General features: G+C 31.5%; 13 protein-coding genes. 1 reads left to right on the top strand and 12 read right to left on the bottom strand.

The window, feature by feature from the left end; genetic code table 11:
* Positions 1-23 precede the first annotated feature (23 nt).
* From Q0829_RS26830 to thrS, 12 genes are all read right to left on the bottom strand, one after another.
* Positions 24-2,354 (bottom strand): TonB-dependent receptor, encoded by a 2,331-nt coding sequence (locus Q0829_RS26830; RefSeq protein ID WP_298549046.1) that lies wholly within the window; start codon positions 2,352-2,354, stop codon positions 24-26.
* Between the two features lie 169 nt (positions 2,355-2,523).
* Complete coding sequence (locus tag Q0829_RS26825) at positions 2,524-2,916, bottom strand: hypothetical protein (RefSeq protein ID WP_298549044.1); 393 nt, start codon at positions 2,914-2,916, stop codon at positions 2,524-2,526.
* 261 nt (positions 2,917-3,177) lie between these two features.
* Positions 3,178-4,449, bottom strand: coding sequence for an adenylosuccinate synthase (locus Q0829_RS26820; RefSeq protein ID WP_298549042.1), 1,272 nt, complete (start codon positions 4,447-4,449; stop codon positions 3,178-3,180).
* A complete protein-coding gene (locus Q0829_RS26815) occupies positions 4,449-4,916 on the bottom strand; it encodes a transcriptional repressor (protein ID WP_091412900.1) in 468 nt (155 codons plus the stop codon). Before Q0829_RS26815 ends, Q0829_RS26820 begins: the two co-directional genes overlap by 1 nt.
* Before the next feature lie 84 nt (positions 4,917-5,000).
* A complete protein-coding gene (locus Q0829_RS26810) occupies positions 5,001-7,211 on the bottom strand; it encodes a RelA/SpoT family protein (RefSeq protein ID WP_298549036.1) in 2,211 nt (736 codons plus the stop codon).
* A gap of 127 nt (positions 7,212-7,338) precedes the next feature.
* Complete coding sequence (locus Q0829_RS26805) at positions 7,339-8,580, bottom strand: M48 family metallopeptidase (protein WP_298549034.1); 1,242 nt, start codon at positions 8,578-8,580, stop codon at positions 7,339-7,341.
* A gap of 59 nt (positions 8,581-8,639) precedes the next feature.
* Positions 8,640-9,449 (bottom strand): RNA methyltransferase, encoded by an 810-nt coding sequence (locus tag Q0829_RS26800; RefSeq protein ID WP_298549032.1) that lies wholly within the window; start codon positions 9,447-9,449, stop codon positions 8,640-8,642.
* Positions 9,450-9,487: 38 nt separating this feature from the next.
* Positions 9,488-12,271 (bottom strand): ATP-binding protein, encoded by a 2,784-nt coding sequence (locus Q0829_RS26795; RefSeq protein ID WP_298549030.1) that lies wholly within the window; start codon positions 12,269-12,271, stop codon positions 9,488-9,490.
* Between the two features lie 356 nt (positions 12,272-12,627).
* Complete coding sequence (gene rplT / locus Q0829_RS26790) at positions 12,628-12,972, bottom strand: 50S ribosomal protein L20 (RefSeq protein WP_027394179.1); 345 nt, start codon at positions 12,970-12,972, stop codon at positions 12,628-12,630.
* Between the two features lie 121 nt (positions 12,973-13,093).
* The gene (gene rpmI, locus Q0829_RS26785; protein ID WP_027394180.1) at positions 13,094-13,291 is read right to left on the bottom strand and encodes a 50S ribosomal protein L35; all 198 of its coding nucleotides are present in this window, start codon (positions 13,289-13,291) and stop codon (positions 13,094-13,096) included.
* A 77-nt stretch (positions 13,292-13,368) separates the two neighbouring features.
* Positions 13,369-13,884: a translation initiation factor IF-3 gene (gene infC, locus Q0829_RS26780; protein WP_298549095.1), complete on the bottom strand. Its 516-nt coding sequence runs from the start codon at positions 13,882-13,884 to the stop codon at positions 13,369-13,371.
* Positions 13,885-13,960: 76 nt separating this feature from the next.
* Positions 13,961-15,904: a threonine--tRNA ligase gene (thrS, locus tag Q0829_RS26775; RefSeq protein WP_298549028.1), complete on the bottom strand. Its 1,944-nt coding sequence runs from the start codon at positions 15,902-15,904 to the stop codon at positions 13,961-13,963.
* Between the two features lie 408 nt (positions 15,905-16,312).
* Here thrS and Q0829_RS26770 point away from each other — a divergent pair, with 408 nt between their 5' ends.
* Positions 16,313-18,103, top strand: coding sequence for a sensor histidine kinase (locus tag Q0829_RS26770; protein ID WP_298549026.1), 1,791 nt, complete (start codon positions 16,313-16,315; stop codon positions 18,101-18,103).
* Positions 18,104-18,440 lie beyond the last annotated feature (337 nt).

Genomic DNA, 18,440 nt, shown 5'->3' with positions numbered 1-18,440 from the left:
TAGAAACTGTATTTACTTTGTTTTTAAAAATTATATCTTACTCCAAGATGAAAAGCTCTTGGATTTCCAATAGTGAAACTATTTTCATTTCTAAATCTATTATATGAAGCTCTTGCAGCATATAATTCATCAAAAACATTTAAGGCATGTCCCCATATTTCAAATCCTTTATGGCTTATTGAAGCTCGAAGGTTAAAGACATTATGACCATCATATGTTGCTGTACTAAATGTTCCATCGTCATTTTCGACTTGATTTTCGAAACTAGTATTATAGCTTCCGACTAATTCATGTTCTCCTGTGATGCTAAAACCAAAATTTTTAAAATCTTTACGGTAGGTTACCATTGAGGTTCCCAATAAGTTAGGAGCAGTCTCTCTTTCTGTATCTGAATAATCTACCCCGTTGTCAAAAAAATCTATGTACTGATGCTTTGCATAGCTACCATTATGAGAGATTGACAATTCTTTAAGAATGTTCCAAGTAACTCCATATTCAATACCATATGATCTGGTTTTACCCGCGTTTGTATTAAAAAAGTTATCATCCTCATCCCGTAAAGTGATCAATGTGTTTTTTCCTTCTAAAACATATATTGCAGCATCTAAGGTTAGCTTCGATGAAATCGAATGATATCCTCCAATTTCATAATTGTTATACCTGCTAGGTCTAATACCTTGTACTTCGTTTCTATTACGATATAAAGTAGAAACCTGAGGTGGAGTAAACCCTTGTGAATAATTCGCATAGATTCCTGTTTTACTGGAAAAATTATAATTGATTCCTAACTTAGGAGTTAGATTATTAAAGTTGTCTACAGCATCTTGTACACCCGCAATTTCATCTACCAGATTGTCATAATCATATTCGAATCCATCGTACCTTAATGCAGCTGTAACTTTTAATTGTTTAATAGGTGATATCTCATATTGTAGAAACCCAGCATAGTTAAAGATGTTCGCTTCATAATTCAATATGAAATCTCCGGAATTAATGCTGAAATCTATATTTCTTCCAGTTACAGGATCTACAGTAATGCTAGTAGTTTCTGCTATATACTTTTGAGGCGAGAAATCACCGGTAGCACCTAGAATTAATGATGAATTAGCAAAATTAAAATCTAATTTATGCTGAATCAATCCTACAAAACTTCTAAATTGATTAGAATTTACTTCTCCAGACCCAAAACCAGTTAACTGACCTTGATCTCTAAACTGACGAACTCTATACGATGGATTTTGATCCATTGTATTGTCTCTGAAAATAAAATTAAAAGAAGTTTTATTACGATCATTCCAGAACTTATCTAAAGTTGTTCTGAATCTAAAAGCCAAAGCTTCTCTTTCAGTAAATGTCTGATCACTTTCAAAATTTCGTCCAAAATAATCTGATTCACTCAGAGAACCTGTCATGTCTGATCTATAATCAATAATATCTAAAACTGTTGTCCATTTTGTGATGTCAGAAAAGTTATAAACGGTCTTAAATGTAACAGCTAGTTTTTCGTAATCACTATGTTCGATCGGTCCATTATTACGTTGTACATAATGCCCACCAAAATAGAAGCCGAATTTATCATTGGTTTTATCCGATACTTCTAATTCATAACGAGTTAATCCTATATCATTGGTTTGGAAGCCAATACTTCCACTCAGATTCTCTGTTGGATTTTTGGTAATAAAATTAAAGCTACCACCAATAGATTCGCTACCATATATACTAGAAGCTGGACCTTTTAGTACTTCTATACGATCATAAGAAAGATCGTTCATTTCTAATAAAGTATTATGATTAAAAACTGAAGTAGGGCGTATTTGTAATCCATCTTCTAAATATAAAAAGAGGGCTTTTGTAGAAATAGGAGAGCGAACAGCCATAAAATGTTGTTCATTACTAGCTGCTCTAGAAGTTGACATAAAAACTCCAGGAACTTGATTTATCAATTGATCGATTCCAAAAGCCTTTGTCTCTTCAATAGTTTTTGCAGAGATTGTAGAGATTGATCCAGGTACTTCAGAGCGTTTTTGAATTTCTCTACTTGCTGATGTAACAAATACTTCTTCTAGAGCTACATTATCTTCATTGAGCCGTATAATGTTAGTATTATTTGTAAGTGTTACTTTCTTAGTGATATATCCCAAAAAACTAACAGTTACTTCGTTTGAGTTTTTGAGAATTATTTTAAAAAGACCTTTATCATCGCTCATTACTCCATTAGAAGGTGTATTTGATTCAATTATTGTTGCTCCTGATAACGGATTATTAGAATTATCTACAATTTTTCCTTGAAAAGATTGCGCGTAGCCGCTAATTCCTATAATTAGGAATGCAACTGTCATTAGTATGTTTTTCATTATATAAAATGATTTATTGTTGAATAAGCTATTCTTTCAAGATTAATCCTATAAAGAGGTATAAGTAACTTGCTCTTAATAGTTTTAAATTTTAAAAAATAGCATACAGAGTTGATCAACTAAGAATAACTCTCAGTCGATTTCTAGATAATGCATCACTGTTTAGTGATTATGAGAAATAAATTTCTGGAGGGTGATCAATATTTTTGGAAACATTTTCTATACGTAGATGCTTAGGTTTCCAGTTTGATTTACGATTTGTAGAAAAATTTAAGTTATTATCGATATGAACAGTATTATCTTCGAAAAATAGAGGAATGAACGCTTCTACAATTACTGTAAGTGAATTTGTTTTATTGGTTTCTGAAGTGGTTTTACTCATTTTCATTTGAGTCATCAGATAACACTTTCCATTACAATTTAGTTTTGGTCTTTCTTTATTGACACAATATTTTTCTATAATAGTATCAATATTTAGCTGATAGTAAAGCACATTACTAATTTCTATTGCTGGTCTGATAGCAAAAGCAGTAAATAATAGTATGGAAAAAAATACTCTCAAATAAGGGATTTTCAAATTCACAGCAAATATACCACTCTTCTATAATGTAGTAAGAAAAGCCAGTCTTAAAATTATTGAAAAGATGTATAGAATCAATGAAATTGAATGTTTGTTCAATTAGAGCTAGTTAAAAAAAATATTTCGTGTTCTTATACATGCTTAAGATCAGGACGAAATAAAAAAACAAATTGATTTCAAAAAAAATCCCCAAGTAAACTAAGAATCAATCTTGGGGATTTACTTTTTTGTATTGAAATATTATTATCTATGTATTGTTTGGGTCCTATCTGGCCCCACAGAAACAATAGTGATAGGAGTCTCTAATTCTTTTTCCAAAAACTCAATGTAGTCATTTAGTTCCTTAGGAAACTGAGATTTATCATTCATTTTAGTAAGGTCTTCTGACCAACCTTTCATCTCAGTATATACAGGAGTTACATTTTCTTGTTCGATATTATAGGGTAGGTGAGTGATCGTTTTACCCTGATAATTATATGCAGTACATACTTTTAGGGTTTTAAAACCACTTAGTACATCACCTTTCATCATCATTAACTGTGTAACACCATTTACATGTACGGCATATTTTAAAGCAACAAGATCTAACCATCCACATCTACGAGCTCTTCCTGTAGTAGCACCAAATTCATTACCAACACGTCCCATAGTTTCACCATCTTCATCAAATAATTCTGTTGGAAATGGTCCGCTACCTACTCGAGTGGTATAGGCTTTAAAAATACCAAATACTTCTTTGATTTTATTAGGAGCGACACCTAATCCGGTACAAGCTCCAGCAGCCGTAGTATTAGAAGAAGTAACAAAAGGATATGTACCAAAATCAATATCTAATAAAGATCCTTGTGCTCCTTCTGCTAGTATTTTTTTTCCTTCTTTTTGTGCTTGATAAAGATATTCTTCGCTATCAATAAAAGTTAAAGATTTTAGAGTTTCTATAGCTTCAAAAAATTCATTCTCTAATTCATCTAGATCATATTCTATTTTTGCATCATAGAAATCGATCATAGCTTCATGTTTATTAGCTAAATTGCGGTAACGTTCTTTCCAGTCATTTAATTCCAGATCACCAACACGAATTCCATTTCTACCGGTTTTGTCCATATATGTAGGACCGATACCCTTTAGTGTAGAACCAATTTTTGCTTTTCCTTTAGAAGCTTCTGATGCAGCATCAAGAATCCTATGTGTCGGTAATATTAAATGTGCTTTTCTTGATATTACTAACTTTGATTTATAATCTAAATTAAATTTAGCAAGATTATCTAACTCTTTTTTGAAGATTACAGGGTCAATAACAACACCGTTTCCTACTAAGTTAATTGCCTTATCGTGAAAAATTCCACTCGGAATCGTATGTAATACATGTTTTATACCATCAAACTCCAATGTATGTCCTGCATTAGGACCGCCCTGAAATCTAGCTATAATATCATAATTTTTTGTAAGAACGTCTACAATTTTTCCTTTACCTTCGTCTCCCCATTGAAGACCAAGTAATAAGTTTACCGCCATTAGTTTTCTTGATTAGTTGGTTTCTTTTTAGTTCCGTAGAAATACAATGAATGATTTGTAATATCTACATCAAAAATTTCCTCGATTGTTTTTTTTATGGATTGTATTCTTGGATCACAAAACTCCAGTACTTCACCACTATCCGTTAGAATAAGGTGATCATGCTGTCTGTCGAAGTATGATTTTTCGTATTGTGCCTGGCTCTGACCAAACTGATGTTTACGCACTAACTTGCAATCTAGCAGGAGTTCTATCGTATTGTATAGTGTAGCTCTACTAACACGATAGTTTTTGTTTTTCATTTTAATATATAACGACTCAATATCAAAATGTTCTTCACTTTCATATATTTCCTGAAGTATAGCGTATCGTTCAGGTGTTTTTCTATGACCATTTTCCTCTAGAAAACTAGTAAACACATTTTTAACGATATTTTGATCGTTTTGTGTAGTTGTTTTGGTACTCATAATGCTTAAAAAAGCAAATTTACATTATTTTTTATAAGTGAGAGACCAATTTATAAATACTTATTCAGAAAAAAATAGAATGACTTATTCTCGTATAACCTTATCAATACCATTTATTTTGGTAAGATTTTGAATTACTGTTTTTAATGTGTTTTTATTTTTAACGCCAACAGTGATTTTACCAGTAAAAACGCCATCATTTGTATCAAAATTCATGTTATAGATTGCTAAATGCATGTTATTTGATATAACCTGAGTCACTTCATTGACAACACCTATATTATCGATACCGTTAAGTCTGATTACTGCTTTAAATACTTCTTGGCTAGAGTCAATCCATTTTGCTTGTATGATACGATATGCATAATTACTCTGCAATTGCAAAGCATTAGGACAGTCTTTTTTATGAATCTTAATTCCTTCGTTAACTGTAATAAATCCAAAAACATCATCTCCTGCAATAGGATTACAACAATTAGATAATTTGTACTCTAGTTTTTCAGAATCTTTACCAAAAACTAACAGATCATATTTAGAGGTAATTTCATCTTTATTTACAATATCTTTTGCATTACCTCTTCGAATCTTATTTTTGATAAAATTCATGAATACATTACTACGAGTGGTAGCAAACTCCTTGATCTTTTGGTTATCTATAGTACCTATACCTACCCTATAAAAGAGATCCTGACTAGTTTTAAGTTTGAAGTAAAGTACAAGTTCATTTACTACTTTTTCGCCCATTGTTATTTTTTGCGAGCGTAGTTTACGTTTTAATATAACTTTCCCTTCTTCTGCAATTTGTTTCTTTTCATCACGTAATGCAGATTTTATTTTGGATCTGGCTCTTGCTGTAGTAGCGTAGTCCAACCAGTTAGAGGAAGGTTTTGATTTAGAGGAAGTAATGATTTCTACTTGATCTCCATTATGAAGTTCGTGACTTAATGGAACCAGTTTATTATTAACTCTGGCACCTCTAGTTCTTAAGCCTACTTCTGTATGTACACTAAATCCGAAATCTAAAGCGGTAGCACCTTTGGGTAAAGATTTTAGATCACCTTCAGGGGTGAAAACAAAGATTTCTTTCGCATATAGATTTAGTTTAAATTCCTCCACAAAATCTACTGCGTTAGCTTCAGAGTTCTCTAAAGCTTCTTGCAATCTATTGAGCCATCCATCAAGACCTTGATCTTGCTTTTCTTCTGTGTTTTTGTATTTATAATGTGCAGCGTATCCTTTTTCTGCAATCTCATGCATACGTTCGCTACGAATTTGAACTTCAACCCACTGACTATCAGGGCCAATTACAGTGATATGCAATGCCTCATATCCAGTAGATTTAGGTTGAGAAATCCAGTCTCTTAGTCTAATGGGATTAGGACGATAGTAATCGGTAACAATAGTATAAATTTTCCAGGCGATGAACTTTTCATTTTCTATATCATCAGCTTTATAAATAATTCTTATTGCGAATTTATCATAGACCTCGTCGAATGATATGTTTTGCTTCAGGATTTTACGTCTGATCGAAAAAATAGATTTAGGCCGTCCTTTTATTTCATAATCTAGCCCTTCTTTATCAAGTCCTTCTTTTATTTTATCAGAAAATCTTTTTATATAAGCATCTTGTTCTTCTTTACTTTCTTTTATTTTTTCTAAAATATCTTTGTAAACTTCGGGTTCGGTGTATTTTAACCCTAGGTCTTCTAATTCGGTTTTTATATTATAAAGTCCTATTCTGTGAGCTAAAGGTGCATATATATATAAGGTTTCTGAAGCGATTTTGACCTGTTTGTCAGGACGCATCGCATCCATTGTCTGCATATTGTGCAAACGATCTGCGATTTTTATAATAATAACCCTTACATCATCATTAAGGGTAAGTAACATTTTTCTGAAGTTTTCTGCTTGCAGAGAAATATCTTTATCCTTTTTTAAAGAAGATATTTTTGTTAATCCGTCTACAATACGCGCAACGGTTTCTCCAAACATTTGCTCAATATCTACTAAGGTATATTCAGTATCTTCAACAACATCGTGTAATAATGCTGCGGCAATTGAGGTTGCGTCTAAACCAATTTCACTTGCTACTATTTTGGCAACAGCGATAGGGTGGAAGATATAGGCTTCACCACTTTTACGTCGCTGATCTTTATGCGCATCTACAGCAATATCGAAGGCCTGTCGTATTAGTTTTTTATCGTCTTTACTGAGATCGCGATAGCTAATACGAAGCAACTCTTTATATTGCTTTGCAATTTGTTTGTTTTCCTGTTCTATAGCGGCTTCGGTCATACTATAAAGTTTTCTTAGAAAGCCTTTTTTTTAATGTGATTGTGTGTGTTATCAATGAAAAAAACTTAGTTTTAATCTTGAGTAATAGTTAAAAATACAATTAAGAATCGTAACCACCAAGTCTATCCTAATTCATTTGTTTTCGTATGTTTTTTATCCTTTGTAAAAGTGGTGGGTGTGAGTAATGTATGAATACCATGGCCGGGTGAGGCGTCAAATTGCTAAGATTGTTTTTGGATAATTTTTTTAAACTATTAATAAGAGCTTCACCATCATAAGAGTTCTTAGCATATTCATCTGCTTGGAATTCAAAGGCTCTGGAAACAACATTCATTATGAGACCTGTGATTTCGGATATTGGACTATATAGGATACCAAAAGCAACCAATCCTATATGAAAAGATGGTTGAGCCACACCTAAAGCTTCAGAAAGTAAAGGATTCGCTATGAAAAGAGATAAAAACCATAATGTAACTCCGGTAAGCAAAATGGATAAAAGAAGATTTATGATTACATGTCTTTTTTTATAGTGACCTACTTCATGAGCTAAAACAGCTACAATCTCTTCTTTATTAAGGTCTTTAATTAATGTGTCATATAATGTAATTCTTTTTTCACTTCCTAAGCCAGAGAAATAAGCATTTGCTTTTGTACTTCTTTTAGATCCATCGATCACAAAAATATCTTTTAACTGAAATCCAACATTATTAGAATATTCTTGAATTGTATCTCTAAGTTCTCCTGGCTCTAATGGAGTCTGTTTATTAAATAATGGTACGATAAGTTTGGCATAAAACATATTCATTGCTAATGTGAAAATAGAAATTAGCGCCCAAGCATATATCCAGAAATTTTCTCCTGTAATTTCATAAAACCACATAATCAATGCCAATAGACAACCTCCAACAATTATCATCATAATGATACCTTTTATTTTGTCAATAAAAAAGGTCTTGGTGGTAGTTTTATTAAATCCAAATTCTTCCTCGATAACAAAGGTTTTATAATAAGCTGCTGGCGTAGATAGGATATCACTGCTAATCATTATAATTCCAAAAAAAATAAGACCTACTATAATCGAATTATCCGAAAAACTTCTGGCTATTCCATCTACCCATGCAAAACCATCAAGAAAAAAGAATAGTAACATGATAATTAAGGAGACTGATGAAGAAACCATCTTAAATTTATAGTTAGCTTTTTTATAAGCTACAGACTTTTCATATTCGTCTTCAGGATATACATCAGAAAGTTCTTCGGGAATGCGATCGTTATAATGTCTAGCATTAAGAATATCAAGTAAAGAATCTATAAGAAATACTATTATGATAATAGAAATCAATAGGTAAAACAGCAGGTTTGATGTCATTTGTATAGGTTTGTAGCTTTGGGATTTGTAGGTTTAGAAAGTTAATGATTTTTTAGGTATCAGACAACAAAATTACGTTGTCGTTTTGCTTCAAAAATTAATATTCCTGCAGCTACTGAAACATTCATCGAATCTATAACACCACTCATGGGGATTTTAATATTTTGGGTAGTGTTTTTTAACCACTCATCGGTTAAGCCCTTATCTTCTGTACCAACGATAATTGCAGTGGGTTTAGTATAATCTTGGGTGTAATAATTTTCAGAAGATTGTAATGCGGCCCCGTAAATATTTATTTTTTTATCAGTTAAGAAATTTATAATTTCTAAAGTAGTGCCTGTAGCAACTTTATTGGTAAACACACAACCAACACTAGATCTAATGATATTAGGGTTATAGATATCGGTTCTAGGGTTTGCAATTAAAACAGCATCAACTTTTGCAGCATCGGCGGTGCGAAGTAATGCACCAATATTTCCCGGTTTTTCCGGGGATTCTGCAACCAGAATTAATGGGTTTTTTTTGTGCAAATCTAGATTGTCAAGAAATGTTTCTTTAGATTTTGCTATAGCCAAAATACCTTCAGTTGTAGATCTATGAGAAAGTTTTTGATAAATTTCGGATGTAATTTCAAAAAAGTCGATTTCATGCTTACTTATTTTTGTAATTGAAAAAACTTCTTCTTTAGAAATAATAGATTCACAGTAATATATATGTTCTAGTTGATACCCTCCTAAAATAGCGAGTGATATTTCTCTCCTACCTTCGATAAAAAAACGATTCTCCTTTTTACGAACTCTTGACTTATCTTTAAGCTGGTTCAAGAATTTAATTTTAGGATTCTGGTTACTCGTAATTTGTTTATGCATAAAAGCAAATATAGCAAGAGAAGGAGAAATTATTTACTTTATATCTGTAAAGAGGTTAAATTATTAAGCTGATTTTTAATTTCCAAAATAATTAATGGGTATGAAGCGTCTAGTATATCCATTAATTGCAAAATATAATCATAATTAGGCGCTGCTTTTCCTTTATGTTCCATTTGCTGAAGAATAATGACTTGTTCCGATAGGCCCAGTGTTTTGAAACTTGATTTTAGTTTATGAGCTAGCTCTGATATTAATAGTAGCTCTTTACCTTTCACTGCTGATTGCAACTTTTTATAATCTTGAGGTGTTTCTTCAATGAATACCTGAAGTATAGATTTAATGATTTCACTATCTCCAGAAAAAGTTTGGTATAACATAGAAAAATCACATAATTTTTGATAATCGTTACTTGTATTATTTCTTAATATATCATCGGTATTATTAATAATTAATGGATCCTTCGTGAAGTTGGGTTTTAGATTATATAATAGTTCCTCTAACGCTTTTTCACATATAGGTTTTGTAAGATAAAAATCCATTCCGGATTCTATTGCGATTTTTTTGGATTCAGGAAACACATCAGCAGAACATGCAATGATTGGTATGTTTTTTATTTTAGAGTCATTAGAATTTCTAATATGAAAAGTCGTTTCTGGTCCATCCATAACTGGCATGTGCATGTCCATTAAAATCAGATCATATGAGGTGTTCTCAAGTTTCTCTAGTGCAACCTTTCCATTTTCAGCGATGTCTGCTAAGATGTTCCAATTAGAGAATAATTGTTTAATAAAGAACTGATTCATCCTGTTGTCTTCTACAATCAGAACACGCATTCCTAATAAAGAAGTAGTGTTTTTTACTTTTGATTTTGAATCCGAAATGTCTTTTGAAGATGTTAGTTTACTTTTTTTATATTTAATCGAAAACTTAAAATCAGAACCATGATTAGGAGTACTTTCTGCAGTTAGAATACCACCTTGTAATTCGATAAGTTGTTTAGATATCGAAAGCCCTAAACCAGTTCCTTCAATTTTATGTTTACCAGGTTCATGAACCTGGTAGAAGCTATTGAAAATATTATTAAGTTTATCTTCAGCTATTCCTATACCAGTATCTTTTATGGAGAAGTTTATCACGATGTTATCGGATTCTTTCTCTTCTGCTTTTATACTTATGATGACTTCTCCTTTTTGAGTAAACTTAATAGCATTACCTAGAAGATTTGTTAAAATCTGATTCAATCTAAACTGATCCCCAATAATAAATTTAGGTAAAGAGGAATCTATAATTGTTTTGTAATTAAGCCCTTTCTCATCAGCTTTGATTCTAAAACCTCTAGAAATGTTATTAATAAGTTCGTGTATATTAAAATCTGTTTCTTGCCATGTAAGTTTACCAGCTTCTATTTTGGAGAAATCTAAAATATCATTTACCAGTACTAGAAGATTTTCTGCAGAAAACTGTATACCATCAAGATTGGCCTTGTCCACCTCAGGATTAGAAAACTCACTTTTTTGAAGAATACTTGTGAGACCTAATATCACGTTCAATGGAGTTCTTATTTCGTGACTCATGTTAGATAAGAAAATCGATTTAGCTTTTGCCGATTTTTCTGCAAATACTTTTGCTTCTCTTATATCATTATCAATGATTTTTCTATTTGTTATGTCCCTAAAAAAGGCATTAAATAAATAGTCATCTTTAGTTTTAATAGCAATTATTGTTAGCTCTACATAAACTATAGTTCCATCTCTTAAAGGGACAGAAGTTTCTACTCTTTTATTAATCAATTCACCTTTTCCAGTTCTAATATAATTGTCAAAACTACTACGTAGTTCTTCTCTTAGTTTATAGGGTACAAGGGCATAAATACTCTGTCCTATGGTTTCTTCCTTATCTACCCTTAGGATAATTTCGGCCTGTTTATTCCAGTCCAATACGATACCATTTTTATCTACCAAAATAATTCCATCTAAGGCAGTATCTAAAATTCTAGATTTTAGATGCTCGCTATCTTTTAGGTTGTCTTCTATTTTTTTTCGCTCAATAATTTCTTTTGTAAGTCTCTCATTGACATCTTCTAAACTATGCAACTGCTTTTGAAGCATTTTTAACATCTGCTGTTTACTTGGAAAGTTAATGAGATCTTTGGCGAAGATATCTTCTGGAATTACATTTAAAGTTGAAGTAAAAGAGTCGAGTAGGTGATAAGACTGGAAATGTTGTTTGTATATATTGATATATATATTAGCAATAGTGTTTTCGCCTAAACTCTCTTTTATTTTAAAAAATATTGTAGATGAAAATTCTAATAATTTCTTTCTTCCTTCAGTGATTTCTATAGTATTAGAGTTGTCGTAAGTATCTAGATCCGTTTTTATTTTTTCTAAATCAGGATCATTAAAAACTCCAATTAGTTCTAAAGATTTTTCTAATACATGAATAAGAAATATTTTGCATATAGATAATTCTTGTCTTTTAAGTTCCTGTAAAATTGGTGCAAAGTTTGGGTAGTTAAATAGGAAACTATAATCAATACGTATTTTATCCCGTAGTTTTTGTTTGGTATAATTACGAACTGTATTTTTTTGAATTAGATGATCTTCTATAAGTAGATACAATTCTGGTAGTGATTGGATTTTTATATTTAAAGAAAGCTTATTGAAAATTTCTATTTTAGCTTTTATGTCCGAAGCACTAGTAGGTTTGTCAATCTCTTTCCAAAGAAAATTTATTAAGTATATAATTTCTTTTTCTTCCTTATTTAAAGGAATTTTAGACTTTCTCTTTTTTGGTAGAGTTTTAAACCAATTTTGGATCATGGGGCTTTCTTTTTGTTAGTTACATCTATTTAATAGGTATCTAATATCAAAATTAGAGCTAATTGTAATAGATTAACTTTTATGTTTTCCCCCAAAAAAAACAGTAATAAAAACGGAGCTGAAATAAACCTAACAGAATATGGTTTATAAAAAACCAAGAATAAAATTTGAGTTCTTGTTTATATCTAACTCAGCTTGGCCAAAAATAGTAAAAAAATGACGACTAATTTTATTTTAGCTCGATAAAAAGCAATTTTCATCGTTTAAAAACATTTTTCATCGTTTAAGTGCAATAAAAAACCTCGCTTTTGAAGGCGAGGTTTTTACTATAAGTGAGAAAATATATTATTAAAAAATTACTTTACTTTTTCTACAATAGCTTTAAAAGCTTCTGGGTTGTTCATAGCTAAATCTGCAAGAACCTTACGGTTTAATTCGATATTATTAGCTTTTACTTTTCCCATAAATTGAGAATAAGACATACCGTGTATACGTGCACCTGCATTAATACGAGTGATCCATAAAGCACGGAAAGTTCTTTTTTTGTTTCTGCGGTCTCTATAAGCATATGACATTGCTTTATCAACTGCATTTTTTGCTACTGTCCAAACGTTTTTACGACGTCCGAAGTAACCTTTTGCTTGCTTAAGAACTCTTTTTCTTCTAGCTCTTTTCGCAACAGAATTTACTGATCTTGGCATAATTTTAAATTTTTTAGTAGTAGGCGATCCATCAATTATGAATTATAAATTCTAAATTATGAATTCTTTTAAATGGCCCAACTCCTGGGTTTATAATAATTCTAACCTGATTAAAAAACGATTACTTTAAACGTAATTGTTCTTTAATACTATTTTCATCGCTTTTATGCACTAACGTAGAGTGCGTTAAAGCTAGCTTACGCTTTTTAGATTTTTTTGTCAAAATATGACTCTTAAAAGCGTGCTTTCTTTTGATTTTACCAGTACCGGTAAGCTTGAAACGCTTTTTAGCACTGGATTTTGTCTTCATTTTAGGCATTGTATCCTTGTTTTTATAATAATCTCACTTATTATCTTTAAAACTCCTTAGTTAATACTAAGAGGTTTTTGTTTTTATTATTTTGTTTTCTTAGGAGCAATAAACATGATCATTCGCTTACCTTCTAATTTAGGCATTTGTTCTACTTTACCATACTCTTCTAATTCTTGAGCAAGCCTTAATAGTAGTATTTGTCCCTGATCCTTGTATATGATAGAACGACCTTTAAAGAAAACATAAGCTTTTAATTTAGCACCTTCGCTTAAAAACTTAATCGCGTGTTTTTTCTTAAACTCGTAATCATGTTCATCAGTATTTGGTCCAAATCTAATCTCCTTAATAGTGACTTTGGTGGCTTTGGTTTTAAGAGCCTTGTCCCTTTTTTTCTGCTCATATAGGAACTTTTTATAGTCCATTATTTTACAAACAGGAGGTACCGCTTTCGGAGAAATTTCTACAAGATCTAATTCTTGCTCTTCAGCAAGTGCTAGTGCTTTTTTAGTTGGATATACACCAACTTCTACGTTGTCGCCTACAAGACGTACTTCGTCAACCCTTATTTTATGATTGATTCTGTGAGCATCTTCTTTAATTACTCTTAGTGGTTTCTGAGACCTTCTTCTTCTTATTGCTATGACTTAAAAATTTAAATTAAACTTAATTATTTTATTATCCGTTAAACGGTTTTAACGTTCTATTGATTTCTTCTGTAATTATTTCTGAGAACCTTTCAATACTAATGGCTCCAATATCTTCGCCACCATGTTTTCGTACCGAAATAGTATTATCATTTTGCTCTTGCTCCCCTACAATAACAATGTAAGGAATTTTTTTCATTTCTGCTTCTCTAATTTTCTTACCCATAGTTTCATTTCTATGGTCCGCAAGGGCGCGAATTTCGTTATTTTCTAACAAATTTAAAACTTTTTCAGCGTATTTTTCATATTTCTCACTGATTGATAGGACAATAACTTGTTCCGGCATTAACCAAAGAGGGAAGTTACCAGCGGTATGTTCTAATAATATAGCAATAAATCTCTCCATACTACCAAAAGGTGCCCTATGGATCATTATTGGTCTATGCATCTCATTATCACTTCCTTTATATTCAAGTTCAAAACGCTCAGGTAAGTTATAATCTACTTGTATTGTTCCTAGTTGCCAGCTTCTACCTAAAGCATCTTTAACCATAAAGTCTAATTTTGGTCCATAAAAAGCAGCTTCACCTGTTTCAATTACATAATCAAGACCTTTATCTTTTGCCGCGTTTATAATTGCATTTTCGGCTTTTTCCCAATTTACAACATCACCAATGTATTTCTCAGGATTATCAAGATCTCTTACGGATACCTGCGCTGTAAAGTTTTCAAATCCTAAAGAACCAAAAACATATAAAACAAGGTCTATTACTTTTTTGAACTCTTCGTCTAATTGGTCTGGAGTACAAAAGATATGTGCATCATCTTGGGTGAATCCACGTACTCTTGTAAGCCCATGAAGTTCTCCACTTTGCTCATATCTATATACGGTTCCAAATTCAGCGTACCGTATTGGTAAATCTCTGTATGACCATGGACCACTTTTGTATATCTCACAGTGGTGTGGGCAGTTCATAGGTTTTAGCAAGAATTCCTCTCCTTCTGCGGGAGTGTTTATTGGTTGAAAACTATCTTCTCCATATTTAGCATAATGACCGGATGTTACATATAACTCCTTTTGTCCAATATGAGGCGTTACCACCATTTCATAACCTGCTTTTTTCTGAGCTTTTTTGAGGAATTGTTCTAATCGTTCACGTAAAGCTGCACCTTTTGGTAACCATAGAGGTAGTCCTTGACCTACTTTTTGAGAAAAAGTAAAGAACCCTAGTTCTTTTCCTAGTTTTCTATGGTCTCGCTTTTTTGCTTCTTCTAATAATAGAAGATATTCTTTAAGTTCTTTTTGTTTTGGAAAAGTGATCCCATAAACTCTTGTAAGTTGTTTATTGTTTTCATCTCCTTTATGGTACGCACCCGCTACGCTCATTATTTTAGCAGCTTTTACAATACCGGTATTTGGGATATGTCCACCTCTACATAAATCAGTGAAAGTATCGTGGTCACAAAAGGAAATAGTGCCGTCTTCAAGTCCTTCAACCAACTCTACTTTGTATTCGTTTTTGCCTTGATAATAGGATAAAGCTTCAGATTTGCTTACTGACCTCATTGTAAAATCATGTTTACCTCGAGCAATTTCCAGCATTTTATCTTCTATGGCCTTAAAATCTTTTTCAGAAATAACCTTATCTCCTAAATCTACATCATAATAAAACCCTTTTTCAATAGCAGGACCTACCCATAGCTTAACTCCAGGATATAATTCCTCAAGCGCTTGAGCAAGAATATGTGCTGAAGAATGCCAAAAAGCCTTTTTTCCGTTATCGTCTCTCCAGGTGAACAAAACTAAATCTCCATCGGTTGTTAATTCTGTTGATGTTTCTATGATAGTATCATTGAATTTTGCCGAAATCACATTTCTAGCAAATCCTTCGCTTATATCTTTTGCAACATCCATAGCAGTTACACTACTATTGTATTCTCTAACCGAACCGTCCGGCAACTTAATTTTGATCATTGTTTTTCTAAATTAAAGTCGCAAAGATAATACGATAATAAAACCCTCACAATAATTACGGAATATTTAAAATAAATAAAATTTGAAAGTGTACCGAATGTATGATGATGTTAATTAGAGAGGGAATTTATCCAATGGTTGAGAGCTCGTTTTTGCGATATATTGCTTTTAAGGAAGAGATTAAGTGTCGTTAGATGTGTTGTATTTATGTTTTCATTTGTTAGATAAGGGAGCAGCTATTACCTTTGATTCTTAATGAAACTGATCGTTTATAAACAAAATAACCGAAAACCGTACAACAATCTAGTGAAGGTTGTGTCTTTTTTTATAGTGTTATTTAACTGCCTATTCTCTTTTTGTCAAGAAGCTAATTATGTTCTCGAAGGATTAGAACAAAAACTCAAAAACATGAATAGCTTAAACCCCGAAGAGTTTTTCCCATTAGTGTCTCCTCTTTTAAATAATGAAAAAGCGCGTATTTGGGGCTTAGATTATCTAGGTAGGTATTATATGGAAAAAGAAGTAGCTGATTCTACAATTTATTACGGTAATCAAATATATGAATTGTCTATAGGTAAAACCGACTCTTTGTCTTATGAATGGCTTAGTAAAGCGTATAATATGCTAGCGGTAGGATATGGTTTTAAAGGTTTGGTTAAGATTAGAGGTGAATATCATTTAAGAGGCTTGGATTTGTTTGAAAAACAACTGGTAACCAAGGAAATGTCCGTTCATCATATTAGAGGGTTAGCTGATTATTATCTCGACCAAAAAGAATACGATAAAGCAATACCCTTTTATAAGAAGAGTATAGAGATTGATGAAAATAATAACACTGTTTATTTTTCTTATAATAATTTGGGTCAGATATATACGAGAAAAGGAGAGTTTAAGAATGCTCTTTATTATCTAAAAAAAGCTTGTGAAGCTCCTGAAGGTTATAAAGCACGAGGATATTGCTTAGAAAGTATTAGCGCTTGTTATTTAAAAATGGAAAAATTTGATGAAGCGATTTTTTATGGGGAGCTAGTTCAGGAAATGTTTGAGGATAAAGATTTAAAATTTGTACTTCTTTCCAGGAATACAATGGCAAAAGCGTATCATCATAAAAAGGATTATCAAAGAGCTGTTAGCATTTATAATGATTTATTAGAAAAAGTGAAATCAAAAGGATTTATTGATATTGAAATTGAAATTTTGAAGAATCTAAGCAGCTCTTTAAAAATACAGGATAGATATAAAGAAGCAGATGAGTTCACTACTTATAAATATAAATTAAAAGATTCATTACTTAAGATTCAAAAAGATAAAGAGATTGCAGAGTTGTTGATCAAATACGATATTCTTGATCGAGAGAAGAAAATCGAATTATTAAGAAAGAATCAAGAAATTAAGGATAATCTTTTATTCTCAGAAAGAAAACATACGAGATTACTCTTTTATGGATTCCTCTTTGTAACTTTATCTAGTTGTATTCTTTTAATAGTGTATAGACAGAAATTAGTAGCAAAAAACAAGCTTAATAAACAACAAGAAGAGATTAATGAAGAACGAATAAAGTCTATTATAAAAGGACAAGAGTTAAAGTTGGTGAAAACTTCTTTGGATGTTCAGAATACAGAAAGAAAACGTATAGCACAGGATTTGCATGATAGTATCGGAGGTAATCTTGCAGCAATAAACTTGAAATTGGGTTCTGTAAAGAAACAAAATCAAGAATTCAGTCTAATAAAAAAACAGATTGACGAAACTTATCGTCTGGTTAGAAAGATTTCTCATAATCTTATCCCTGATAATTTTTATGGTAATAGATTTACCGAAGTTTTGGAGGAGTATCTAAACGATCTAGTGAAAGCAAATAATTTAAGGATGACATTTAGCGCGTTTCCTAAAAAGGAGATTGATGTTATAGATGAAAAATTATCTGTTGAAGTTTTCAGAATTATTCAAGAATTACTTACCAATACATTTAAACATGCAAAAGCTACAGCGATTACGGTTCAAATAGATTTATTAAAAGATAATATCCATATAATGTATGAAGATAATGGTGTAGGGTTTGTGCCTGATCCGAATAAAGAAGGGATAGGATTGCGAAGTATTAGAAACAGGTTAAAAAAGCTGGATGGAAAAATCATGGTTGATTCTGTTGTAAATAGAGGTACCATTCTAGATATAGAAATAAAAGTGATTAAGTAAAATGACATTTCAATTTCTAAATGTTTAATCATCTTTTTTAGTTATTTGTATTTTTTTTACTGTGTAAGTTTGCTATTTCTAGGCTGTTATAAAAAGATTAAAAATTTCTTTAAAAAAAGTATTGTTGAAAAGAAAAAGGGTTGTATGTTTGCACCCGCAAAACGGGGTATTTTTTTTGTTTAGTTCATTGAGATTGATTTTGTTTGTTGATTTAGATTTCACGGGTTCTTAAGGGGTTTTGTTAGATTTAATTCAGGTTTAAAAAAAACTTTTATTTTTTTTCAAAAAGTTTTGGTGGGATTAAAAAGTGGTTGTATATTTGCACCCGCTTTGAGAA

The organism is uncultured Aquimarina sp. (assembly GCF_947492405.1).
Classification (GTDB): Bacteria; Bacteroidota; Bacteroidia; order Flavobacteriales; family Flavobacteriaceae; genus Aquimarina.
This window is presented reverse-complemented; position numbering and strand designations above follow the sequence as displayed.